Here is a 23154-nt window from a genome sequence, read left to right on the forward strand (position 1 = left end):
GGATCCCGTTTTTGTTTATCCGTCCAACGCGTCGGACAGTTCCGGCAGCGCTTCGAACAGGTCAGCCACCAATCCATAGTCCGCGACTTGGAAAATGGGGGCCTCTTCATCCTTGTTAATGGCCACGATAATCTTCGAATCCTTCATGCCCGCCAAGTGCTGAATTGCGCCGGAGATCCCGACCGCCACATAGAGCTCGGGCGCGACGATCTTGCCGGTCTGTCCCACTTGATAGTCATTGGGAACAAATCCCGCATCCACGGCGGCGCGGCTGGCCCCCACGGCGGCGCCCAGTTTGTCGGCCACGGTTTCAATCAAGGCAAAGTTCTCACCGGAACCCATGCCCCTGCCACCGGAAATGATCACCTTGGCCGAGGTCAGCTCCGGCCGTTCGGATTCAGTGAGTTCCTGACCGGCAAAGACTGCCAAATCCTGGCCTCCCGCCGGGGCCAGATCCTCGATGGCCGCTGAGCCGCCCGTGGTCGCGGCGGCTTCGAAGGCCGTGCCGCGCACGGTGACGATCTTGATGGCATCGCTGGTCTTGACCGTCGCCAGGGCATTCCCCGCATAAATCGGTCGGACAAAGGTCTCACCATCGACGATTCCCGAGATATCGGACAGTTGGGCAACATCCAGCAACGCGGCCACCCGGGGCATCAAATTCTTGCCAAAAGTCGTGGCTGGCGCCAGCAGGTGGCCATGGCTCTCGGCCAACCCGACCAGCAGCGGGGTGAGATCCTCGGCCAACATATGCTCATAGGCCCCGTCATCGCAGATCAGGACTTTGGAGACCCCGTCGATGGCGGCGGCTTGCTCGGCCACGGCACGGCAGCCGGATCCGGCAACCAGCACGGTGACCTCCCCCAAGACCTTGGCCGCGGTGACCGTATTCAGAGTGGCGGATTTCAAGGCCGAGTTGTCATGCTCGGCAACGACCAGAACACCCATATCAGATCACCTTCGCTTCGTTCTTCAGTTTGTCCACCAAGGCGGCAACGCTGTCCACCATGACACCCGCTTCGCGCTTGGCCGGCTCTTCGACCTTAAGGGTCTCCAGGCGCGGTGCCACATCGACCCCCAGGTCCGCCGGGGTCATGCCGTCGATCGGCTTTTTCTTGGCCTTCATGATATTGGGCAAAGAGGCATAGCGGGGTTCGTTGAGCCGCAGATCGGTGGTCACCACACAGGGCAGGGCCAAGGACACGGATTCCAGTCCGCCATCCACTTCACGGATCACTTCGGCCCGACCGTCGGCCAGGGCCAACCGAGAGGCAAAGGTCCCTTGCGGCCATCCCAGCAGAGCAGCGAGCATCTGCCCGGTCTGATTGGAATCATCATCAATGGCTTGCTTGCCGAGGACCACCATTTCCGGTGCTTCCTTTTCGGCCAGGGCCTTGAGCAGCTTGGCCACGGCCAGAGGCTGCAATTCCTCGTCGGTCTCCACATGGATGCCCCGATCGGCGCCCATGGCCAAAGCGGTGCGGATGGTTTCCTGACATTGTTTGACGCCCATGGAGACGGCAATCACCTCGGTGGCCGTTCCCGCCTCTTTCAGGCGCACGGCTTCCTCGACAGCGATTTCGTCGAACGGATTCATGGACATTTTGACATTGGCGGTCTCGACACCCGTCCCATCCGTTTTGACGCGGATGCGGACGTTGTAGTCGACGACCCGTTTGATCGCGACCAGGACTTTCATGAACTCCCCGATTCCCTTCTTAAAACAGTTTTATTTCGCACCTGCACAATACGGTGATGACGGAAAGGTGTCAATGTCTCACGGGTGCTCCCGAAATGCCAATAATAGTCACCTATCGGCCTCGGCGCCACCTCTTGAACCGCACGGTCGCGGACAGCAATGCAGCGAACCCGGCCTCGTGGTTTCAGCCATAATCGAGCCGAATGGTGGCGGTGGGGATTGCCGCTATGCCCACTGCTGTTGAAGCGTTACAGTCAACGACTCTGATAATGAGACAGGGAAGGCATAATACTAAAGAGTAAAAACGATCCTCCATATCAGATATCCATAGAATCCATAAATCTACCTCCTTGAACCGATCAGTGTTGATAGAGTATAAGCTTACCCACAATGAAACAATAATACATTTTGAATGGGGAAATGATGCGCAGACAGATCGCAAGCCTAGGCCTGACAGCCATTTTAGTTATTCAGTTGATCCTGGCGCCCTTGGCCCAGGCGGCGGACCAAAACAAATCGGTTGTCAAAACGATCAAAATCGATCCAGGCGCCATTACCACAATCCAAACCAGTTCGGGCCTCGTAAACCTGAGTGACCTGAACAGCAAGTCGCAGCCGAAACTTGTGATCCAGTCCCCGGAGAAGCCCAGCGGGCCGATCTGTGGCGGCGCCAACCAGCCCCGTTGCGCCAAGAAACCCGCGAAATTCGCGTCCGCAGCGCTCGGCAAGTGCCCCACGGGCACCTTCTTCGATATTGGCACCTGGCAATGCTGGAGCTGCCCGAAGGGGTTCAAGCGCACCGCCTGGGCAGTGGATTCCGCCAAGGCCTGTAGCAAGCCGAACAAAAGTATCCGGGGCGAATTCATGGCCGCGTCGTTCGAAGGACCGGTCTGTCCCAAGGGTACCTTCTATGACGGCATCCGCGACGGTGAGTGTCGGAAATGCCCGAAGGGATATAAGCGCTCGGCAGCCCATGTGGACGCCAAGAACGCCTGTTTCGTCCCTGCCCGCGAGGAGTTCAAGCGGATCACCAAACACCGCAAGGGCACCGGTCTCCTCGGAACCGATTGCCCGAAGGGCCAGTTTTGGGACGGGATCGACGGCTACTGCTATAGCTGCCCAAGTGGCTTCAATCGCACCGGTTATTCCGTCCGCGACGCCAAGGCTTGTTCCAGGCGCGTCAAGGAAAAGCAGGCCAAGGCCGAGCATGTGCAAAAAGGCACTTGCAGCCCGGGTGAGTTCCGGGACGCCACGTACCAACGGGACGGCGACGGAGGCACCTGCTGGACCTGTCCCAAGACCTCGGATCGGACGGTCTATGCCGTTCATGGTAAAAAAGCCTGTGAAAAGGGCGGCGGGCTTGAATTCAAGGATGCGACCAAGAAGGCCGACCTGACCTGCCCGGCCGGCCAGGCTTTCGATTTCATTGGCCTGAGCGCCAACGACATCAAAACACGGCCCGAAACCAAAAAAATGAGCGGCCTCAAGCCCATTAAAAGCGGCACCTGTTGGAGCTGCGATAGCGGCTATGACCGGACCCTTTCGGGCGTCAAGAGCAAGGACGCCTGCGAAGCCAAGTCCATGGTCTGGTATTCCCAGCCGTATGAGGAGCCCGGCCTGTTCGGTCTCAAGGGCGCCGAGGATGTTCTGCTCGATATTACCAGGCGTCATCCGCAATTGATCGCGACCAGCATCGAGGAAACGGCGAAGGCCGCGTCGGAATCGAACAAGAAGCTCACCTATGCCAAGGCCTTGAGCATGGAAACCGAGCTGTTCAGGACCACCCCTCACAAGAGCACGGCCGCCGCTGCCGCCGTTCTGGTGCGGGTCATGGCCGCCATCGGGGAACCGAAACACGCCAGCGCAGCGGAAAAACAGCTTCTTAAGTCTTTCTCCGCTCACATTACCGCCAAGCGGACCCACGTCGCGGAAGATGCCTTGGCCGCCTATGAAGGCTGGAAAAAGGCGGATACCTATTGGCGAGCCAAGGGCAGCCGTGGCAACGGCCTGCAAACGATGTTGGATTACGGCACGGTTCCGCCGGATTACTCGACCGTCGCGATGATGAACTCCCTGGCCGTGGGGTCGGCTGGTACGGCCATCGGCATCGCCACCGGCTCCATCCCCATACTCGGGGACGTCTTGGGGGTGACCCTGGGGGCGGCGGGCAACGGTTTCGCCGACTTCAGCGACGCCGAATCGATCGTCAAATTCGGCGCCACCACGGCGGCGGAGCTGGCCTTGGGCAAGGCCATCGAATTCGCCATCGAATCCATGGCGAAGACGACCATCAAGACCTTGACCAGCCAGGCGGTGAAAAATGCCGGCTACCTGGCGGCCCACCGCGCCGCCGGACACGTGGCCAAGGAGGCCGGGACGCGCATGCTGTCGCTGGCCGGAGGCGCGGGCCCGCAGATCATCATTTCCGCTGCCTTCATGATTGGTCAGGTGGCTCTCGACCAGGTGTTCGAAATCGCCAACGCGAAACCCAAATTGCTCAATGCCATCGCCCATGCCAAGCGTAGTCCGAATCTGGCCCGAATGGTCAAATCCGCGCAAGGCAATGGCGAATTGCTGGGGTATTGGAGTTTCCTAATCTCCACCGAAAAGAAACCCTCGGCCGCGTTCACCAAGGCCTTCGCTCCGGCGGCCGACTTGGCCACCAAGGCCATGGCTTCTTCGGATACCGCCAAGAAAAAGGCTACCAAAACAGCCCCGGCAAAGAAGATGGCCGCCAAATCCGCCGCGTCATTCAATGCCAACGGTAAGTGGCACAAGATGCCCGGTGCCGCCATCGATGTGGGGGCCGGACCAGCAGGCCGCGTTGTGGTGATTGGCAAGAAAGGCGGAGTCTTCCGTTGGAATGCCAAGAAAAACAATTGGGACAAGCTCCCCGGCACCCTGGCCCGCGTCGACGTGACGCCCCAGGGCAACCCGGTGGGCGTCAACGCCAAGGGTGAAATCTGGGCCTTGAACGGGGAAAAATGGACCAAGCTCCCCGGCGCCGCCAAGGATATCGGCGTCGGCGCCGATGGCACCACTTGGGTCATCGGCACCAAGGCCGTCAATGGCGGGTTCGAGATTTTCCGCTGGAAAAAAGGCAAATTTTCCAAGGTGAAGGGCGCTGCCGTGCGCATTGACGTGGACAGCAAAGGCAACGCCTGGGCGGTCTCCGACAATGGCAAGCTGTTCCATTACACCGGCAAGAATTGGAAGCACGAAGCCAAGGCCCCCAAGGCACAGGATGTCGCCGTAGGCGCCAACGGTAGCCTGTTCCTGCTGGCCACCGACGGCACGCCCTACCGCAAGTCCGGCGGCAAATGGGTCAAGATGGGCGGCAAGGCCAATAACATCACCGCCGATGCCAATGGCACACCCTGGGTGATCAACAGCAAGATGGATATCTTCGCCTGGAAGTAAGATCCTTCCGACAGCAAACGAAAAGCGCCGCCGGATCCCACCGGCGGCGCTTTTTCTGTTCTGAGGCTTTATTCCGCCGTCTCGCCTGGTTTCCACAGGATATCGGCCTTGCCATTGTCGTTGAGATGCCGCGACAGCACGAACAATAGGTCCGACAGCCGATTGACATACTTCAAGGCCTCGGGATTGAGGTCTTCCACGGCGGCCAGTGACGTCATGCACCGTTCGGCCCTTCGCACCACCGTGCGGGCGTAATGCAGGCGGGCGGCCGACGCGGCGCCGCCAGGCAACACGAAGCTGTTCAACGGCTCGAGCAGGGAATTGTAGACGTCGATGTCGCGTTCCAGGGCCAGAACCTGATTTCCGGTGATGCGCAGGTGCTTGTCCTTGCCGTCCTTGGGGATCGGGGTGCAAAGATCAGCCCCCAGATCGAACAGCTCGTTTTGAATGCGGGCCATCAGGTGATCCACCTCGCCACCGGTATAAAGACGGGCCAGACCGATGATGGCGTTGGCCTCGTCAATAGTGCCGTAGGCCTCCACCCGCAGGTCGTGTTTATCCACCTTGGCGCCGTTGCCCAAGGCCGTGGTACCGTGATCGCCTGTCCGGGTATAGATCTTTGATAGCCAAACCATGGTCCGCTCCCCTTGACGATGGTGGGTGCCTGCCGACTCGTCCGAGCCAGAAAGGCTTACCTCACCATTCTAAAGCACCGGGCCATCGGGACAAAGAAGATCAGCGCCCCGACAGCAGTCCTCGCGCGATGACCTGGGCTTGAATCTCCGCCGCGCCCTCGAACACATTGAGGATACGAGCGTCGCAGAGTACCCGGGAAATGGGGTATTCCATGGCATAGCCGTTGCCGCCGTGGATCTGCACCGCATTATCGGCATTGGCCCAGGCAACCCGGGCGGCGAGTAGCTTGGCCATGCCCGCCTCGATATCGCAGCGCTCATCGGAATCCTTGGCCCGAGCCGAGAAATAGCTGAGCTGGCGGGCAATCATGGTCTCCACCGCCATCCAGGCCAGCTTGCCATGCACCCGGGGGAAGGCATAAAGCGGCTTGCCGAACTGGATGCGTTCCTCGGCATAGCGCATGCCCATTTCCATGGCGCATTGGGCCACGCCCACGGCGCGGGCGGCGGTCTGAATGCGGGCGGATTCAAAGGTTTCCATGAGCTGTTTGAAGCCCTGGCCCTCCTCGCCACCGAGCAGACCATCGGCGGGAACCTTGAAACCGTCAAAGGCCAGTTCGTATTCCTTCATGCCGCGATAGCCCAGCACCTCGATCTCGGTGCCTTCCATGCCCTCGGCGGGGAACGGGGCCTCTTCGCTGCCGCGTGGCTTTTCCGCCAGCAGCATGGACAGGCCGCGATAGCCCTTTTCGTCCGGGTTGGTGCGCACCAGCAGGGTCATCATGTCCGAGCGGGCGGCATGGGTGATCCAGGTCTTGTTGCCGGTGACCACGTAGTCGTCGCCGTCTTTGACCGCGCGGGTGCGCAAGGAAGCCAGATCGGAGCCGGTGTTGGGTTCGGTGAACACCGCTGTCGGCAGCAACTCGCCCGAGGCCAGCATCGGCAGGTATTTCTCTTTCTGTGCCTCAGTGCCACCCAGGCGAATCAGCTCGGCGGCAATCTCCGAGCGGGTGCCCAGCGAGCCGACGCCGATATAGCCCCGGGCCAGTTCCTCGGTGACCACGCACATGGCCATCTTGCCCATGTCCAGACCACCGAATTCCTCGGGGATGGTCAGACCGAACACGCCCAACTCGGCCATCTGCTCGACGATGGACATGGGGATCAGTTCGTCCTTCAGGTGCCAGTCATGGGCATGGGGCACCACCTGCTCCTCGGCGAAGCGGCGGAACTGGTCACGTACCATGTCCAGGGTCTCGTCGCCGAGGCCCGGGTTGCCGTAGTTGCCATGGGCGATCAGTTCGGCAATGCGTTGGGCGGCGGCGGCGGTGAAGCCGTGATCGCGCAACAAATGGGTCTGCGGGCATTGCAGCCGGAAACGCTCACTGGCCTCGATCCCGAAGGTCGCCGGACGCACCACCTCGCCCTGACTCATGGGAATGCCACCGTAAAGCTGATGCAGGTATTCGGAGAAGGCAGCCTGCAGGATCAGTTGTTCCAGATCCCCAAAGGCGCCGTCGGCTTCCAACCGCTCGGCCCAATGATACATCTGCTCAAGTGCCTCGACGGTCGTCGCCAGCCAGGCATATCCGTGGCAGGCCATCTGCTCCCGTTCGATCAATGCCGGGTCCAGCTTGCCGTTTTCACCAGTGACCATGGCAGCCACATGCTCGCGCACGGAGACTTCCACATCACGGGCGGTGCGCAGGGCCTTTTCACAGGTGGGCAGAAGCTCCCGTAGGATATGATTTTCGGTCGGCATGATCCCGATTCCTTTCCCCATCGTCTGGGCAGCTCCATAAGAGCGGCCATCGAACGCTTTGATTATTGAAAGAGCCCGAATCCCGGAAACGACAGGCCAGCCGTTCCCGGGACCGGTAATAGAGGCATCAATCGCCCGCGATGACGTCTTCCACGGTGCGGCGGCCGGGCTTTTTGGCCTGAACCAGCACGGCCATGTTGCCGGGCTTATGCTCGTTCTTGCGCATCTTCACATGGGCAGCGGGGATGTCTTCCCAGGAATAGACATCTGACATACAGGGGTCGATGCGCCGCTCCAGCACCAGCTTGTTGGCCTGAGAGGCCTGTAGCAGGTTCGCGAAGTGACTGCCCTGGATCCGCTTCTGACGCATCCAGACGAAACGGGCGTCGAAGGTGATGTTGTAGCCGGTGGTACCGGCGCAGAACACCACCATGCCGCCACGCTTGACGATGAAGGCCGAGACCGGGAAAGTCGCCTCGCCCGGGTGTTCAAAGACCATGTCCACATCGACGAATTTGGCGGTGTGTTCCCAAATCGCCTTACCGAACTTACGCACCTCTTTCATGTAGGGACCGAACTCGTCGCCACCCACGTCGGGCAGCCGTCCCCAGCAGTTGAAGTCCTTGCGGTTGATAACGCCCTTGGCGCCCAGGCCCATGACAAAGTCCCGCTTGTCCTCTTCGGAGATCACGCCGATGGCATTGGCGCCCGCGGTGGAGATCAACTGAATGGCCATGGAACCGAGGCCACCCGAGGCGCCCCAGACCAAAACGTTCTGGCCGGGCTTCAAGGTGTGCGGCCGATGGCCGAACAGCATCCGATAGGCGGTGGCCAGGGTCAGGGTGTAGCAGGCGCTCTCTTCCCAGGTCAGGTGTTTCGGGCGCGCCATGCACTGCTGTGCCTGCACCCGGGTAAACTGGGCAAAGGATCCGTCGGGCGTTTCATAACCCCAGATTCTCTGGCTGGGCGAATACATGGGATCGCCGCCGTTACATTCCTCGTCATCACCGTCTGCCTGATTGCAATGAACAACCACTTCGTCGCCCACCTTCCAGCGGGTGACCTTGGAGCCCACGGCCCAGACGATGCCCGAGGCATCGGACCCGGCGATGTGATAGTCGTCCTTATGTACGTCGAATACGGAGATCGGCACACCAAGGGAGGCCCAGACGCCGTTGTAGTTGACGCCCGCGGCCATTACCAGGATCAGCACGTCGTGGCTGTCGATCTCGGGAGTATCGACCACTTCCACCTGCATGGCCGTGTCCGGCTCACCATGGCGTTCGCGGCGGATCACCCAGCCATACATCTGCTTCGGCACGTGGCCGAGCGGCGGAATCTCACCGATTTCATACAGGTCTTTCTTCGGCTGGTTGGCCGTCGGATCCGGAATTTCCACTGCCTCGGTCATTGGTTCTGCTCCCTTATCGCGGTCACTAAAGGCGCCCTTTGTGGAGGGTCGCGTGTTTGCACTGCACAAAAGTTTTACCGGTTTCGATCTTTCTTCGCAATGCACAAGATGATAGATTGGTGACAAATTTTCAGGGAATATGTAATTTTATTATATTTTCTGGTCATTTAATGGTGAATTCGAACCGAGGGAGGCCTCAAAAATGGGCAAGAATTTCGCAGATGCAGCAGGAAATGGTAACAAGAACGCCCAAAAAAAGGACCGTCCCTGGCTGATCCGCACCTATTCGGGCCATTCTTCGGCAGCGGCATCCAATGCCCTTTACCGAAAAAATCTTGAACGGGGCCAAACCGGCCTGTCGGTGGCCTTCGATTTACCCACGCAGACCGGCTACGACTCCGATCACCCGTTGGCGCGAGGCGAAGTGGGCAAGGTAGGCGTCCCCCTTTGTCACCTGGGGGACATGGAAACCCTGTTCGACGGTATTCCGCTGGACAAGATGAATACCTCCATGACCATCAATGCCCCGGCGCCCTGGCTCTTGGCGCTTTATATCGCCACCGCGGAACGGCAAGGCGCCAGCCGTGGCGACCTAGCGGGCACGGTGCAGAACGATCTGGTCAAGGAGTTCCTGTCCCGGGGCACCTATATCTTCCCGCCCAAGCCGTCCTTGAAGCTGATGACCGATATCATCGCCTTCACCTATCGGGAGATTCCCAAGTGGAACCCCACCAACGTCTGCTCGTACCATTTACAAGAAGCAGGCGCGACGCCGGTGCAGGAAATGGCCTATGCCCTGGCCACCGCCATCGCCGTGCTGGATGCGGTGAAGGAGTCCGGTCAGGTCCCCGAAGAAGACTTTCCCAAGGCGCTGAGCCGGATCAGTTTCTTCGTCAACGCCGGAATCCGCTTTATTACCGAGTTGTGCAAGATGCGGGCGTTCAACGAGCTTTGGGCGGAAATCGCCACCGAGCGCTATGGCGTCGAAGACGAGAAAATGCGCCGCTTCCGCTATGGCGTACAGGTCAATTCCCTGGGCCTGACCGAACAGCAGCCGGAAAACAACGTCTATCGAATCCTTCTCGAGATGCTGTCGGTGGTGCTGTCCAAGAACGCCCGCGCCCGCGCCGTGCAGCTCCCGGCCTGGAACGAGGCCCTGGGCCTGCCGCGCCCCTGGGACCAGCAATGGAGCCTGCGACTGCAACAGATCTTTGCCCATGAGACGGACCTGCTTGAATATGGCGACATCTTCGATGGCTCGCGGGAAATTGCCGAGCAGGTGGAGAAGCTGAAAATCGCCGCCCGGGCCGAATTGGAAACCATTGCCGGGATGGGTGGCGCCATCGATGCCGTGGAAAGCGGCTATCTGAAGCGGGCTTTGGTACAGTCCAATGCCGTCCGACTGGCCGCCATCGAATCCGGCGAGCAGAAGGTGGTCGGCGTGAACTGTTTCCAAGAAGGCGAGGAAAGCCCTCTGGTGGGCTCCGACGGCGGCTATATGTCCGTCGACCCGGCGGCCGAACAGGAACAGATCGAGCGGCTCAAGGCCTGGCGCGCCCAACGGGACGACGCCGCCGTGAAAGCCGCCCTAACCGAATTGAAAGCCGCCGCCAATGAAGGTCGCAATATGGTCGAGCCTTCCATTACTTGTGCCCATGCGGGCGTGACCACCGGTGAATGGGGCGACGCCCTGCGCGACGTGTTCGGTGAATACCGCGCCCCGACCGGAATCGCCAAGGCGCCGTCATCCCCCGACCGTTCCAGCGACGCCATGGAAGAAGTACGTGGCAAGGTCGCCGCCGCCGCCCAGCGGCTGGGCCGCCCGGTGAAAATCTTGGTGGGCAAGCCCGGCCTCGACGGCCATTCAAACGGTGCCGAACAGATCGCCCTGCGCGCCCGCGACGCCGGGATGGAAGTGGTCTATGAAGGCATTCGCCTGACCCCGGCCCGCATTGCCGAAACGGCGTTGGAGGAACAGGTGCATATTATCGGCCTGTCGATCCTGTCGGGCTCTCACAAGCCCCTGGTCACCGAGACCCTGGAACAGCTCCGGGCGGTGGACATGGCCAATGTGCCGGTGGTGGTCGGCGGCATCATCCCCCCCGAAGACGCCGAGGAAATGGTCGCTGCCGGTGTCGCCCGGGTCTACACGCCGAAAGACTTCGATCTGTCGACGATCATGGGGGATTTGGCGGATATGGCCGCGGAGCCTTGAGGAAAACGACAAGCAACTCGGCAAGGGATCGCGCGAACCCCATGAAGTGGAAACGCAGGCTTCGACAGGCTCTATACGTAAGGGATCCCAAATAACCACGCCATAGCCCGCCTCATCCCCCCGGCAACCGCACCGGGATGGGTTCCGCCGAGGCATCGGCCCGGGGGTCGGGCAGCAGAGGGTTCATGGTGCGGATCAGATAGCTGACCACACCGGCCTGGAATTCCTTGCGCACCGCCGACCAGGTGACCCAGATTCCGCCGCGCGGCTCGTATTCGCGGATTTGCGAATCCAGACGGGCGTCGGCCAGGGGAATGCCGAGATTCTCCGAGCGCCCGGCGCGCAGCCATTCGGGCTGTACCCCGCCGTGCCAGATCACATAGACCCCGCTCATGCCCATCAGCCCGATCTCTTCGGGGATCACATCGGCCAGACGCCAGAACTGGCCGTCCGGCGCCCGTACCCATTGGGGATCCTGGACGCCGAGGTCTCCCTTGCCGATCATGATGTCGAGCAGACCCATCAAATATTCCCTCGATTAAGGACAGGGCATCCTACCTCATCTCACCAGGGATTTCAGGCGGTAAATGGCGCAAATTTCGTCCGTGATTCGGGGCATTGAGGCAGCCTCCTCCGGTCTACAGACAAAACAAACCTCGATTATTACCGCCCTCAACCACCTGAAATCATTTTAGTTTCCATGCCATGTAACAAAAAAAATTCACCCCCGTGACCGCCATCACAGATCAGGCCTGGTGCCTTGGCTAAAAAAGGATCAACAGATTTCAACGAGGAGCCAAAACCAATGAATAAGTTTATCGCTTTTGTCGGAGCCTGCGCCTTGTCCCTGACCCTCAGCCAGGCCGCCAACGCCTCGTTGATCAATAGCTATTCCGGCGCGGGCATGGGCCTGCCGGACCGGGTCAACGCCAACAGCACCATCAATGTGGCCGACGACTTCACCGTCGGCGACGTAACGGTCAGCCTGGACAATCTCTACCATACCTATTCCGGTGATTTGATCGTCACCCTGTCCCATGGCGGTCAGTCGGCTCGATTGACCAACGGTTCGGGCTGGAATACCGTCAATGGTACCTATACTTTCAGCGATGCGGGTGTGGGATCCAACGACAGTTGGTATTATCAGGCCGGATCAACAACCCTGGCCTATGCCTCCCTTGCCATCTTCGATGGCCTGTCCAGCCTCGGTGCCTGGACCCTGAACGTCTACGATCAGTATGGATGGGATTCCGGAAATCTGGGCGGCTGGACCCTGAACCTTGCGGGCGCCGCCTCCTCCGCTGCCCGCATCGCGGTTCCCGAACCCGCCAGCCTGGCCCTGTTTGGCGCGGGTCTTATCGGCCTGGGCTATGCCCGCCGCCGCAAGACCGCCTAAGTCCAAATCAGCCTTTTCTGATTGCAGCGACGGCGCCCCCGGGGGCGCCGTTTTCTTGGGTCGTCACGGGAAGTTCATGGGCCATTCATTGAATCGCAACCCTTTGGCCCCATATTCAAAGAGCTAGCCTGAAGCAATGGGGCTTCGGGACGATTATTTTGGTACGGAGGACGTCATGTCCAATAGCGTTTTGGCCTCTCGGCTGATCGTTCCGGGCCGTAAAACGGTTGTGATGCGGACTATCCGCCGCCGTTAACGGTCCATTTTCTTCCACCGGTCGGGTGAGTCCCGGCCGGGTTTCGGAAGAAACACCGGATCCACCCCACCCCCTTTCATATACACGCCATTGGCCCTTTCCCTACGCCATGGGGTGAGCTAAGGTCTGCGCCCATTCGGAACCCATCACGGAGAGACACCCATGGTCCGCTCCCTGACAGGCGTTTGCGCCGTCTTGCTGGTCAGTGCCCTGATTGCGGCCTCCCCTGCCCGGGCCGAGACCCTGCGCATCCACCACTTCCTACCCACTTCCAGCACAACCCACGCCAAGTTTCTGGTGCCTTGGGCCAAGCGGGTGGAAGAGCAATCGGGTGGGCGGCTCAAGTTTCAGGTCTATCCTTCCATGCAGATGGGTGGCAAGCCGCCACAGCTCTACGATCAGGCGCGAGACGGCGTGGCCGATCTGATCTGGACCCTGCCAGGCTATACCGCAGGTCGCTTTCCGGTCATGGAAGCCCTGGAACTGCCGTTCATGGTCTCCACCGCCGAGTCCACCAGCCAGGCCGCCTGGTCGTTCTACGACAAGTACGGACGAGAGGAATTCAAGGATGTGCATCCGCTTTTGCTGCATGTGCATGCGCGCGGCTCGTTTCACCTGCGCGGCCATCCGGTGAAGGCTCTGGACGACCTAAAGGGCCTCAAGGTCCGGGCCCCCAGCCGCACCATCAACGCCGCTCTGAAAGCGCTTGGTGCCACCCCTGTGGGCATGCCGGTGCCGCAAGTACCGCAATCCCTGTCCAAGGGTGTCATTGATGGCGCGGTGATCCCCTATGAGGTGGCCGCTTCCCTGAAGGTGCCGGAACTGGTGGACAGCCACACCGAGATCGGTGGACCGCGCGGCTTCTATACGGCCTTGTTCCTGTTCGCCATGAACAAGGACAAGTACAACGCCCTGCCCAAGGACCTGCAAAAAATCATCGACGATAATTCCGGCCTGCCCCTGGCCAAGGAAATCGGTCGCCTGTGGGACGAGGAGGAAGACGCTGGACGAAAGGTCGCCGCCGACCGGGGCAATGCCATCACCGTCATCCCGCCGGAGGATCTGGGTCCCTGGCGGGAACAATCCCAGCCGGTGATTGATGCCTGGGTCGATGCCCGCGATAAGGAAGGCCGGGATGGTGCCGCCATGCTGGCAGAGGCCCGGGCCCTGATCGAACGGTATGGCCGCTGAACGGCCCCTTTCCTCTTTCCACCGCGCCCTGGACCGCCTGAGCGGCCTGTTCGCCCTGGGCGGCGGGATGCTGTTGGTGGCCGTCGGCCTGATGACGGTGGTCAGCATTGTTGGACGCTGGCTGTTCTTTGTACCGGTACCCGGTGATTTCGAACTGATGCAGAACGGCTGCGCCGTGGCCATCTTCACCTTTTTGCCCCATGCCCAGATGCGTCGCGGCCATGTGGCCGTGGACCTGTTTACCCGCAGCCTTCCCCCCTCCATTCAAAAGGGCGTCGAGGCCATCGGTTTCGGGATTTTCACCCTGATTGCCGCCCTGCTCACCTGGCGGCTGAGCCTGGGCGGTCTGTCCTTCTTGACCAGTGGCGAGACCAGCATGATCCTCGGCTTGCCTCTGTGGTGGAGCTTTCCACCCATCGTCGCGTCTTGTGCCCTGCTCACCTTGTGCTGCCTTTCCGACCTGATCGGGAGCCTGAGACGATGAGCGATCTGGCATTTGGCGGGACAATGATCGGCGTGCTGCTGGCATTGATTGCCCTGCGGCTGCCCATTGGGGTGGCCATGCTGCTTTGTGGCGGACTGGGCTATGCGACGCTGAACGGCTGGATGCCGCTGCTCAACTACCTCAAGACCGCCCCCTATTGGCGCTTTTCCACCTACGACCTGTCGGTGGTGCCGCTGTTTCTTTTGATGAGCCAGTTCGCCACCCGGGCGGGTCTCAGCCGCGACCTGTTCGAGGCGGCACGGATCTGGGCCGGCGGTCTGCGCGGCGGATCGGCCATGGCCGCCATCGGCGCCTGTGCCGGATTCGGCTCCGTCTGCGGCTCGTCGCTGGCCACCGCCGCCACCATGGGACAGGTGGCCCTGCCGGAACTGCGCCGGCAGCGATACGACGGCGGATTGGCCACGGCGACGCTGGCCGCCGGAGGCACTTTGGGTATCTTGATCCCGCCCTCCGTCGCCCTGGTGCTCTATGCCATTTTGGTGGAGGCCAACGTGGCCACGCTGTTTCAGGCCGCCCTGATCCCCGGTGTTCTGGCCGCCTTGGGGTACGTGCTGGTGATTGCCTTGCTGGCTCGCCTGCGCCCGGAGCTGGGCCCGGCGGGAGATCCCACCTCCTGGGTCGAGAAGCTGAGGGCCTTGCGCCGCGTGAGCGCGGTGGGCGTCATCTTCATCATTGTCATCGGCGGGATCTACGCCGGGATCTTCACCCCCACCGAGGGCGCCGCCGTGGGAGCCTGCGCCACGGGTCTGCTGGCACTGATGCATGGCGAATTGGGCTGGACCGCCTTTAAAGACAGCCTGCTGGGCATGGCGGAAACCACCGCCATGATCTTCTTGATTCTGTTGGGAGCCGATTTGTTCAATGCCTTCTTGGCGCTGACACAATTGCCTTTTGTCGCCGCGGAGGTCATTGGCGGATCCGGGTGGTCGCCGTTCATGGTCCTGGCGGCCATTTTGCTGATTTATCTGGTTCTTGGTTGCGTGATGGATTCCCTATCCATGATCCTGCTGACTGTACCGGTGTTCTGGCCGATCATGGCCGGGCTCGATTTCGGCATGAGTCCGGATGAGACCAAGGTCTGGTTCGGCATTTTGGCCTTGATGGTGGTGGAAGTAGGCTTGATCACGCCACCGGTGGGAATGAACGTCTATGTCATCAACGCCTTGGCCCGCGACATCCCCATGGGTGCCACCTTCAGGGGTGTCTGGCCGTTCCTTTTGTCGGATCTTGGGCGAGTGATTTTGCTGGCCGCGCTGCCGGGGATTACCCTTTGGCTGCCCGGGCTATGGGGCTCTTGAATGGGACGCCTTGTGGAACCAAAGTGGGCAGCGTATACTCGCGACTTGGAAACGCTTTTGATTTCAGGGGATAAATCATGCGCACCGTTGGTTCCCACGCGCCGAGGAAATACGGCACGACGGCCGCCGCCACTCAGGAACTGATCAATAACGTCGGTGGCCTGAAGGAAGCGGAAAAGGTCTGCGGACGAGGAAAAACCGTGCTGCACGACTACGCCGACCCCCACAAGCCCGACCGTTCAATCCCCATTCATATCGTCGAAGTGCTGGAGAAAGCCTCGGGAACCCATCCGGTGACCGAACACCTGGCCGCCCAAGCCGGTCTGCTGGTGATCGATATCCCGGCGGAAAAGACCGAATTGGAGTGGCTGGCCCATATCTCGCGGGTCTCCAAGGAGTTTTCAGATGTGCTGCGCAAGACATATGAATTCCTCGAAGATGACGGGATCATCGACGAACACGAGGCGCGGATCCTGCTGAAGGAAATCGACGAGAATCTTTTGGTGCTGGCCGACATGCGGGAATCCGTCCGCCTGCGCGTCAACAACGAAGACGACTAAAGGCTTTAGTCTTTCCGCCATGAACGACCCCACCGTATTCGTCCCAACACCGCCGGTGCTGCTGCCGGTGGCCGGGACATCTGCCCTCTTTCCTGTCCGCCACATTCATTGCATCGGTCGGAACTACGCCGATCATGCCCGGGAGATGGGCGCCGATCCCGATCGGGAACCACCGTTTTTTTTCGCCAAGGCGGCGCAGGCGGCCGTGGGCGGCACGGACACTTTCTCGGTTCCTTATCCCAAGGCCACGGAGCGGCTGGAACATGAAGTGGAACTGGTGGTCGCCCTAGGGCCCGAGGGGGCGCCTTTCGGAGTCGCCATCGGTATCGACCTGACCCGGCGGGACCTGCAAGCTCTGGCCAAATCCAAGGGACGCCCATGGGAGAGCGCCAAGTCTTTTACCGGCGCCGCGCCCATCGGCCCGATCCAGCCACTTGATGGCCGCCCGGTTCCCGTTTCCGGGCGGATCGCCCTGTCGGTCAACGGAATGCCGCGCCAGGACGGCAATCTGGACCAGATGATCTGGTCGGTGCCAGAAGCCTTGGGCCACCTGACCGCCGAGGACCGGCTTTATGCCGGAGACCTGTTGTTCACCGGCACTCCCGCCGGGGTCGGCCCGGTACAGCCGGGGGATGTGGTAGGGGCCGAGATCGAGGGCTTGGGCGGCATTTCGGTCACCATTGGAGACCCCCACCCGTGAGAATGATCGCCGTGATTATGGCGGTGGTCGCCGGATGGCCGCTGGCCGGCTGCGCCACCCAGACTCGCTGGGAGCACGCCTCTCGCCCGCCCTCCCAATGGACGGCGGACCAGGGGACCTGCAAGCGGTGGGCAGCCCGGGAAGCAGAGAAGGATTTGGTGCGAAGCGACTATGGAGGGTCGGGGATTTCTTCCGCCAGCACCTACGACAAGCAGATGACCGGATATCAGCTATCGAAGCGCAGGGCGGCGTTGGAAGCTCGCTGTCTGCGGGCCAACGGCTACCGCCCGGCGAAGAATTAACAGGCTGCTTCTGTAATCGAGTCATTTGAGTCAAGCTGATTTCCAAGCCGTCGGTTTGAACCTGGGGTATGTGGCGCCCTTTGCTTCTGTCCGCGGTCGACGTCGTCGCCGCATGATGGGGATCAAGGGGGATCGGGTGCAGCAATCTGAAAAGCGTGGTCTTACGCCACTGCAGCCTGCGCGCTGTCATCCGAGCCCCGCGCGTCGCCACGCGTCCTGGCCGCCCTTCAGGCGATCTCGGTTTTCGTTGTGTTTAGATGGCGGTCTCCTCCTTGCGGTACTGGAAGTCCGTGCCGTCGATCCACATGCGATGCATGATTACGGCGAGACGCCGGGCAACGGCTACCTTGGCGCGTTTCATCCCGCGCCTTTTGGCGACCGCGAGCCCCCAGTGTTTGAGCCAGGACCAACGGCGGGTTCGAGTGAGAAGTGCATTGGCGGCCTCGAACAAAAGCCAACGAACCATGGCATCTCCGCACTTGCTGATGGGGCCGCTTCGGTCCTGCTCTCCCGAGGCGTATCTGCGTGGGACAAGCCCGAAGTGGGCGCCGACCATGACCGACTTTTGAAACCGTTCCGGCACGTCGAGTCCTGTCCTGAAAGCGAGGGCGGTAACTGGGCCGACGCCGGGAACGGTCATCAGGCGCCGGCAAACGCTATCATCGCGCGCAGCGGCATGAACCTGCCGGTCGAGCTTGTCGAGTTGTTCGAGCAAGGCTTGGCGCGCAAGCAAGAGCGGCTCGGCGGCTGCGCTGAGGTGCGGGTTATCAGCCGTCAATTCCCGAACCCGCGCCGCGAAAAGGCGTCCGCGCGCCATACCGACCTTGAGGCCGAAAGCTTTCAATGTTCCTCGTACCGTATTGGACAACTGACGGACCTGATGAACCAGGGTCTCCCGATGGGTCAGCACCATCCGGAGCTCCTGACTGCGCGCGGTCTTGACGTGGGTCGCGCGGTACAAACCGGTCCGCATCGCCTGGCTGATCAAGCGGGCGTCGCGACGGTCCGTCTTGACTGGGCTGGCGCTGGCAAAGGCCTTCATTTGCCGGGTCTCGATACAAATCACAGGGAGGCCCCGACTGGACAGTCCTGCGTACAGCCAAGGCGCCAGAGGGCCAGCTTCCAACCCAATTCGCGCAAAGCCACGCCCGCTTTCCTCGAGCCAAGTGGCGACCGCCTCGGGTGTGCTTGACACCTTGCCTTCGCGAATGACGGTTCCCTTTGCATCAATCTCACAGATCGAAATGCTTGCCATCGATACGTCCATTCCAACAAAATACTCCATAGCTGGTCTCCTCTGGCCATGTCCAGGAATTGACCCGGATACTTGATCAAGACCGAGTGTGGAGACCAGCTGACTGTCTAGGCAATCCCTGACTGCTCGATTACCGCCATCTGAAAAAGTGTTGTCCGACGGCCCGCCTCGCCCTTCGTCCCTCGACAAGCTCGGGATGAGGAAGCTCAGGGTGAGGCTAACATGTTGAAATTAAAAGGCCCTCATGCTGAGCTTGTCGAAGCATGTGTCGCCACAGGCTCGAAATCGGACGTTTTCTGCAGCCTGTTGGGACGCCTCCCGTCAGGCGGGATGGCCGACGGCGTGGATTTTTCTCCCGATCAAGGCCTTGAATGCTGCAAGGCCATTCTTGAGTCCGCTGAGGAGGATACGGGTTCTCTCCCGCTGGATCAGGCGGCGGATTTGAGCATCCACTTCCCAAGCAGTAACCCGCCCTTCGTTCAGGGCCTCAACAAGCGAAAGCATTTCTAATCGGGTTTTATACACTTTTGTCATAGACTTATCTCCTTTGTTGGAGTGTTCCCAGTTCTCTGATTCCTATATAAACCTCTCGTACCAAATCGGTAGCTCCATTGCTGCAGCGCAGCATTGCGGATCCGACATGACATCTGCCCCATGAATACCTAAATTCTAGTAGAGCCCTGTTTTCACTGGATAGAGACCCCAGGCCCATGACCCGAAACTTCGCCGACCGCCTTGCTCGATTGCGACAATATCTTCTGAGTCAGGGTCTGGATGGGTTCGTCGTTCCCATGGCCGACGAGTTTCAGGGCGAATATCTACCCCCTTCGGCCCGTCGATTGGAGTGGCTTTGCGGGTTTTCCGGCTCAGCGGGGATCGCGGCGGTGCTGGCCGACCGGGCGGCGCTGTTTATCGACGGTCGCTATACCCTGCAGGCCCGCAACGAAGTGGATTCCACACTCTTCGAACATCGCCATTTGACTCAGCAGCCGTTGACCGCATGGATCACCGAGCAACTCCCCAGCGGCGGCAAGCTGGGCTATGACCCGCGCCTGCATACCGCCGATGGAGCCGGACGCCTGCGCAAGGCCTGCCACGACGCGGGCGCCGATGCGGTGCCGGTGGCCACCAATCCCATTGATACCCTCTGGCAGGACCGCCCCGCACCGCCGCGGGAACCGGCAAGGGCCTTCCCTCTTGCCCAAGCGGGACGCGACTCGGCGGACAAAAGGCGGGAGATGGCGGCCCACCTGACCAAGGCGGGTGAAGATGCCATGGTGCTGACAACCCCGGAATCGGTGGGCTGGCTGCTCAATCTGCGCGGGGCCGACCTGCCCTATACCCCGGTCGCCTTGGCTTTCGCCATTCTCCATGCCAAGAACCACCGAGTGGATCTATTCATTGATGCCGACCGGCTGCCAACCGATCTGGACCCCGCCGTGACGGCCGTCGCGCCCGATCAATTGGAACGGGCCCTTGATCGGTTGGGTCAGGCCGGGGCGAAAGTCCGGCTCGATCCCTCCTCTGCGGGACAATGGTTTTTCGAGCGTCTGACCGCCGCGGGTGCCACCATATCCCGTGCCGCCGATCCCTGTATCCTGGCCAAGGCCAACAAGAACCCGGTGGAATTGGCGGGCATGCGCCACGCTCATCGGCGCGATGGCGTCACCCTGGTGCGCTTTCTTTCATGGCTCGACCGTCATGGTCTGAACGAGGGCGTGACGGAAAGCCTGGCCGCCGACCGCCTGGAAGGCCTGCGCCGGGAAAACGAGCATTTCCATGGCCTCAGCTTCCCGACCATCGTTGGCAGCGGGGCCAATGGTGCCATCGTCCATTACCGGGTAACCGAAAACAGCAACCGGCGCCTAAATTCCGGGGACATGTTTCTGATTGATTCAGGTGCACAGTACCTTGACGGCACCACCGATGTCACCCGAACGGTGGTCATGGGCACCCCCACAACCGAGCAAAAGCGCCACTTTACTTTGGTATTAAAGGGACATATTAACTTAGCCGAGAGTTGCTTTCCCGTCGGCACCACCGGAGGTCAGATCGACGTGCTGGCCCGCCGCCCCCTATGGGAGGCCGGTCTGGATTATGACCATGGAACGGGGCACGGGGTCGGACATTTCCTGGGCGTGCACGAAGGCCCGCAACGGATCTCCAAGCTCTGCAACAAGGTGGCCTTGGCACCGGGCATGATCCTGTCCAATGAACCGGGCTACTATCGGGAAGGGGAATACGGTATCCGCATCGAGAATCTGGTGGCCGTCACCGAGGTCCTTCCGCCGCCCGGAGCCGAACGCCCCTTGCTCGGTTTCGAAACTCTCACCCTTTGCCCCATCGACCGACGGCTGGTCCAAACCGACATGCTGGGTGATGGCGAACAAAAGTGGCTGAACGCCTACCATGAACGGGTACGGGAGACGCTCACCCCGATGCTCGACCGCGATGACGAGGATTGGCTGGAGAACGCGACAGCCCCCCTTTAAGCCGCCGCGACCATCTCTTGGCACTCTTCGGCCAGCATCATGAGTTCCTGGAGCGTCCAGGTGCCTTGATCGTTGAGCCGATCAGCCATGCCCCAGGGTATCTGGTCCAGGCCGTTGCGGGCCCCCGAGATCGCCCCGGCCATGGCGCCGGTGGTATCCACGTCGCCGCCGACAATCACCGCCGTGCGCAAGGTTTCACGAAAGTCGTCGGGGCTGCGCAGGAAACTGTATAGCGCCCAGAGCACCGACCCGACCACATAGGGCGGGATGCCCAGCCACATATCCCGGTGATTCATGGGCCGCCCGGCCCGGGCAATGAACCGCAAGGCCTTTTCCGGCGTCAGCCCAATCCAATCGGCGAGCCGCATCAAGGCATCACTCATGTCCGCATCCACCGGATCAGTCCATTGGGTCAGGCGCTTCAAAAAAGCCCGCGGGACAATTTCGTCTTCTGTCATGGCCAGGGCGACGGCGCCTGCAATGGCCACAGACCCTGCCTGACAGCGTGTGTCGGCGTGGGTTATCAGCCCTTGTTCCAGAGCCGCCCGGACCAGGGTTTCAGGATCGTCGTGAAAGAACAGCCCCACCGGTCCGGCTCGCATGGCACTGCCGCTGCCCGCTTCCGGCGCCGGGGCTCCCGCCTCCTGCCAGGGGATTCCTGCTTCGAGCCGTTCCGCTGCCTCGCGGGTTGCTCGCCCACCGCCCACCACTTCGTGACGGGCGAAAATCCGGCTGATCCGCGCCGCATAGTCTTCGGGAACGAAACCCTGATTGTCGCGGTAGCTGATCATGAGCTCCCGCGCCAACTGGGAATCGTCGGAATACTGGCCCATGGGATAAATGCCCCGATGGATCTCTGGAATGCGGCCATGGGGATCGTGGCTGCCCACGGCGCCGCCCAGCACCGCATCCACATGCCCCCGGCAGACGCTTTCCAATTGTCCTTGGACGATAAAGCCCAGGGCATCGCCCACGCATTGACCGATGAAACTGCCCGAGAAGGCATCATGACGGATCTCACGCATCGGGGATCTCGAACTCGGCCACCACCGGCGCGTGATAGGACTCCGGCCCGCCCGGCACCGCATGGGCGCCGACCAATTCATCGCCGAGTGCCTCGTTATGGATTTCGGAGGATCGGTACCAGGCCAGCAATGACCGGGATACCAGCACATGATCGAGCATTTGCGGCCTTCCGTGATGGACTACTGAATAACGTTGGGATTGCGGCAGGCTTCTTTCAAGGGGTACCAGAGTCCGCCCCACCAAATGAGGATTGCCGGCGTCCTCCTCGTCGCCCCGGATGGTACGCACGGGAGTCTGATACAGATCGGCATTGTAGTCACCGCAAACAACGATGCGTGCATCAGGGTCTTGATCTTGAATCTGGTCGATCAGCAAGCGGGCTTCCAATGCCTGTCCGGCTCTTTTGACCGCCGCCAGGAACATGCCCTCGGCCCAGCCGGACATACTGTCCCAGACCGGCGGGTGGGATTTGCCTCCCGGCACGTAGGCAGCCCGGGGAGCGCGCAAATGGACGTTCAGCACATGCAATCGCCGACCATGGCTCAGATCCAACTCAGCCTGCAAGATAGCCCGATCCCACTCTATGGAGTCCTCTGTGCCACCGCCCGAGGGCGAGTGATAGCGCGGAGCCTGCACTAGATCGTGACGAATTTGTCGATGGACTTGAAAGGGAAACCGACTCAGAAGCACCAGATTATGGCGATCTCTCGCTCCACCGGTGTGATGACTGCGGGTATGAATACGATGAAACTCCCCATAGGGGGTGTCTTGCAACAAGCGGTCCAAGGCATCCAATTCCCGCCGTTTGCCCTTTTCCGGTTTCTGTCCGTTGACCTCTTGCAAACAGATCACGTCGGCGCGCAACCGCTCCAATTGCGGTCTCAGCACGGCGATGCGTTCCGCTAAATCCGCCGTATTCGCCCCATTTTCGGGCAGATCCAGACTTTCCAAATTGAAGGTGGCGATACGCAGGCGGTCGGGCATAGGCATGCTTCTCCGAGGGGACACACAGCATAGGGGTCGGATTGCCG

Annotated in this window: 20 protein-coding genes; 10 read left to right on the forward strand and 10 right to left on the reverse strand. The window is 60.8% G+C overall.

Going from position 1 to position 23154, the window contains the following annotated elements; translation table 11 throughout:
* Window positions 1-15 precede the first annotated feature (15 nt).
* Complete coding sequence (locus MGMAQ_RS14815) at window positions 16-948, reverse strand: electron transfer flavoprotein subunit alpha/FixB family protein (protein WP_046022157.1); 933 nt, start codon at window positions 946-948, stop codon at window positions 16-18.
* A 1-nt stretch (window position 949) separates the two neighbouring features.
* Complete coding sequence (locus MGMAQ_RS14820; protein ID WP_046022158.1) at window positions 950-1699, reverse strand: electron transfer flavoprotein subunit beta/FixA family protein; 750 nt, start codon at window positions 1697-1699, stop codon at window positions 950-952.
* A 420-nt stretch (window positions 1700-2119) separates the two neighbouring features.
* Here MGMAQ_RS14820 and MGMAQ_RS14825 point away from each other — a divergent pair, with 420 nt between their 5' ends.
* Complete coding sequence (locus MGMAQ_RS14825) at window positions 2120-5119, forward strand: tectonin domain-containing protein (RefSeq protein WP_046022159.1); 3000 nt, start codon at window positions 2120-2122, stop codon at window positions 5117-5119.
* Between the two features lie 68 nt (window positions 5120-5187).
* Here the strand turns inward: MGMAQ_RS14825 and MGMAQ_RS14830 are convergent, their stop codons facing one another.
* From MGMAQ_RS14830 to ccrA, 3 genes are all read right to left on the reverse strand, one after another.
* On the reverse strand, window positions 5188-5754 hold the full coding sequence (locus MGMAQ_RS14830) for a cob(I)yrinic acid a,c-diamide adenosyltransferase (protein WP_046022160.1): 567 nt from the start codon (window positions 5752-5754) through the stop codon (window positions 5188-5190).
* Between the two features lie 100 nt (window positions 5755-5854).
* Entirely contained in the window at window positions 5855-7516 is a 1662-nt protein-coding gene (locus tag MGMAQ_RS14835; protein WP_148560985.1) for an acyl-CoA dehydrogenase family protein, read from the reverse strand.
* 127 nt (window positions 7517-7643) lie between these two features.
* Window positions 7644-8927 carry a crotonyl-CoA carboxylase/reductase gene (gene ccrA, locus MGMAQ_RS14840; RefSeq protein ID WP_046022162.1) on the reverse strand — a complete coding sequence of 428 codons (1284 nt, stop codon included), beginning with the start codon at window positions 8925-8927 and terminating at the stop codon, window positions 7644-7646.
* 202 nt (window positions 8928-9129) lie between these two features.
* Here ccrA and MGMAQ_RS14845 point away from each other — a divergent pair, with 202 nt between their 5' ends.
* The gene (locus MGMAQ_RS14845) at window positions 9130-11142 is read left to right on the forward strand and encodes a protein meaA (protein WP_046022163.1); all 2013 of its coding nucleotides are present in this window, start codon (window positions 9130-9132) and stop codon (window positions 11140-11142) included.
* A 112-nt stretch (window positions 11143-11254) separates the two neighbouring features.
* On the opposite strand, the gene MGMAQ_RS14850 is transcribed toward MGMAQ_RS14845, so the two are convergent.
* A complete protein-coding gene (locus tag MGMAQ_RS14850; protein ID WP_052716427.1) occupies window positions 11255-11665 on the reverse strand; it encodes a hypothetical protein in 411 nt (136 codons plus the stop codon).
* A 282-nt stretch (window positions 11666-11947) separates the two neighbouring features.
* Here MGMAQ_RS14850 and MGMAQ_RS21310 point away from each other — a divergent pair, with 282 nt between their 5' ends.
* From MGMAQ_RS21310 to MGMAQ_RS14885, 7 genes are all read left to right on the forward strand, one after another.
* Window positions 11948-12538, forward strand: coding sequence for a PEP-CTERM sorting domain-containing protein (locus MGMAQ_RS21310; RefSeq protein WP_046022164.1), 591 nt, complete (start codon window positions 11948-11950; stop codon window positions 12536-12538).
* Between the two features lie 418 nt (window positions 12539-12956).
* Window positions 12957-13985: a TRAP transporter substrate-binding protein gene (locus MGMAQ_RS14860; protein ID WP_046022165.1), complete on the forward strand. Its 1029-nt coding sequence runs from the start codon at window positions 12957-12959 to the stop codon at window positions 13983-13985.
* Window positions 13975-14469, forward strand: a complete 495-nt coding sequence (locus MGMAQ_RS14865; RefSeq protein WP_046022166.1) for a TRAP transporter small permease — start codon at window positions 13975-13977, stop codon at window positions 14467-14469. Before MGMAQ_RS14860 ends, MGMAQ_RS14865 begins: the two co-directional genes overlap by 11 nt.
* The gene (locus MGMAQ_RS14870; protein ID WP_046022167.1) at window positions 14466-15788 is read left to right on the forward strand and encodes a TRAP transporter large permease; all 1323 of its coding nucleotides are present in this window, start codon (window positions 14466-14468) and stop codon (window positions 15786-15788) included. Before MGMAQ_RS14865 ends, MGMAQ_RS14870 begins: the two co-directional genes overlap by 4 nt.
* Window positions 15789-15865: 77 nt before the next feature.
* A complete protein-coding gene (locus MGMAQ_RS14875) occupies window positions 15866-16348 on the forward strand; it encodes a phage regulatory CII family protein (protein WP_046022168.1) in 483 nt (160 codons plus the stop codon).
* Between the two features lie 19 nt (window positions 16349-16367).
* Complete coding sequence (locus tag MGMAQ_RS14880) at window positions 16368-17048, forward strand: fumarylacetoacetate hydrolase family protein (RefSeq protein ID WP_046022169.1); 681 nt, start codon at window positions 16368-16370, stop codon at window positions 17046-17048.
* Window positions 17049-17050: 2 nt separating this feature from the next.
* A complete protein-coding gene (locus MGMAQ_RS14885; protein WP_046022170.1) occupies window positions 17051-17350 on the forward strand; it encodes a hypothetical protein in 300 nt (99 codons plus the stop codon).
* Window positions 17351-17603: 253 nt separating this feature from the next.
* On the opposite strand, the gene MGMAQ_RS14890 is transcribed toward MGMAQ_RS14885, so the two are convergent.
* A complete protein-coding gene (locus MGMAQ_RS14890) occupies window positions 17604-18635 on the reverse strand; it encodes an IS110 family transposase (protein WP_046020119.1) in 1032 nt (343 codons plus the stop codon).
* Between the two features lie 291 nt (window positions 18636-18926).
* Window positions 18927-19139 (reverse strand): hypothetical protein, encoded by a 213-nt coding sequence (locus MGMAQ_RS14895; protein WP_046022171.1) that lies wholly within the window; start codon window positions 19137-19139, stop codon window positions 18927-18929.
* A gap of 176 nt (window positions 19140-19315) precedes the next feature.
* Between MGMAQ_RS14895 and MGMAQ_RS14900 the strand changes: the two genes are divergently transcribed.
* Window positions 19316-21097 carry an aminopeptidase P family protein gene (locus MGMAQ_RS14900; protein WP_046022172.1) on the forward strand — a complete coding sequence of 594 codons (1782 nt, stop codon included), beginning with the start codon at window positions 19316-19318 and terminating at the stop codon, window positions 21095-21097.
* Here MGMAQ_RS14900 and MGMAQ_RS14905 read toward each other — a convergent pair.
* Window positions 21094-22122 (reverse strand): ADP-ribosylglycohydrolase family protein, encoded by a 1029-nt coding sequence (locus tag MGMAQ_RS14905; RefSeq protein WP_046022173.1) that lies wholly within the window; start codon window positions 22120-22122, stop codon window positions 21094-21096. The two genes, MGMAQ_RS14900 and MGMAQ_RS14905, sit on opposite strands and share 4 nt — an antisense overlap.
* The gene (locus MGMAQ_RS14910; protein WP_252508639.1) at window positions 22115-23113 is read right to left on the reverse strand and encodes an endonuclease/exonuclease/phosphatase family protein; all 999 of its coding nucleotides are present in this window, start codon (window positions 23111-23113) and stop codon (window positions 22115-22117) included. Before MGMAQ_RS14910 ends, MGMAQ_RS14905 begins: the two co-directional genes overlap by 8 nt.
* Window positions 23114-23154: the final 41 nt, after the last annotated feature.

This window comes from Magnetospira sp. QH-2, assembly GCF_000968135.1.
Classification (GTDB): Bacteria; Pseudomonadota; Alphaproteobacteria; order Rhodospirillales; family Magnetospiraceae; genus Magnetospira.

Excerpts from the sequence above, each read along its gene's own strand:
- MGMAQ_RS14825 (WP_046022159.1), top strand. The coding sequence starts at position 2,120 with ATGATGCGCAGACAGATCGCAAGCCTAGGCCTGACAGCCATTTTAGTT.
- MGMAQ_RS14820 (WP_046022158.1), bottom strand. The coding sequence starts at position 1,699 with ATGAAAGTCCTGGTCGCGATCAAACGGGTCGTCGACTACAACGTCCGC.
- MGMAQ_RS14880 (WP_046022169.1), top strand. The coding sequence starts at position 16,368 with ATGAACGACCCCACCGTATTCGTCCCAACACCGCCGGTGCTGCTGCCG.
- MGMAQ_RS14890 (WP_046020119.1), bottom strand. The coding sequence starts at position 18,635 with ATGGAGTATTTTGTTGGAATGGACGTATCGATGGCAAGCATTTCGATC.
- MGMAQ_RS14905 (WP_046022173.1), bottom strand. The coding sequence starts at position 22,122 with ATGCGTGAGATCCGTCATGATGCCTTCTCGGGCAGTTTCATCGGTCAA.
- MGMAQ_RS14850 (WP_052716427.1), bottom strand. The coding sequence starts at position 11,665 with ATGGGTCTGCTCGACATCATGATCGGCAAGGGAGACCTCGGCGTCCAG.
- MGMAQ_RS14860 (WP_046022165.1), top strand. The coding sequence starts at position 12,957 with ATGGTCCGCTCCCTGACAGGCGTTTGCGCCGTCTTGCTGGTCAGTGCC.
- MGMAQ_RS14845 (WP_046022163.1), top strand. The coding sequence starts at position 9,130 with ATGGGCAAGAATTTCGCAGATGCAGCAGGAAATGGTAACAAGAACGCC.
- ccrA (WP_046022162.1), bottom strand. The coding sequence starts at position 8,927 with ATGACCGAGGCAGTGGAAATTCCGGATCCGACGGCCAACCAGCCGAAG.
- MGMAQ_RS14885 (WP_046022170.1), top strand. The coding sequence starts at position 17,051 with ATGATCGCCGTGATTATGGCGGTGGTCGCCGGATGGCCGCTGGCCGGC.
- MGMAQ_RS14875 (WP_046022168.1), top strand. The coding sequence starts at position 15,866 with ATGCGCACCGTTGGTTCCCACGCGCCGAGGAAATACGGCACGACGGCC.
- MGMAQ_RS14895 (WP_046022171.1), bottom strand. The coding sequence starts at position 19,139 with ATGACAAAAGTGTATAAAACCCGATTAGAAATGCTTTCGCTTGTTGAG.
- MGMAQ_RS14835 (WP_148560985.1), bottom strand. The coding sequence starts at position 7,516 with ATGCCGACCGAAAATCATATCCTACGGGAGCTTCTGCCCACCTGTGAA.
- MGMAQ_RS14830 (WP_046022160.1), bottom strand. The coding sequence starts at position 5,754 with ATGGTTTGGCTATCAAAGATCTATACCCGGACAGGCGATCACGGTACC.
- MGMAQ_RS14910 (WP_252508639.1), bottom strand. The coding sequence starts at position 23,113 with ATGCCTATGCCCGACCGCCTGCGTATCGCCACCTTCAATTTGGAAAGT.
- MGMAQ_RS14815 (WP_046022157.1), bottom strand. The coding sequence starts at position 948 with ATGGGTGTTCTGGTCGTTGCCGAGCATGACAACTCGGCCTTGAAATCC.
- MGMAQ_RS14900 (WP_046022172.1), top strand. The coding sequence starts at position 19,316 with ATGACCCGAAACTTCGCCGACCGCCTTGCTCGATTGCGACAATATCTT.
- MGMAQ_RS14865 (WP_046022166.1), top strand. The coding sequence starts at position 13,975 with ATGGCCGCTGAACGGCCCCTTTCCTCTTTCCACCGCGCCCTGGACCGC.
- MGMAQ_RS14870 (WP_046022167.1), top strand. The coding sequence starts at position 14,466 with ATGAGCGATCTGGCATTTGGCGGGACAATGATCGGCGTGCTGCTGGCA.
- MGMAQ_RS21310 (WP_046022164.1), top strand. The coding sequence starts at position 11,948 with ATGAATAAGTTTATCGCTTTTGTCGGAGCCTGCGCCTTGTCCCTGACC.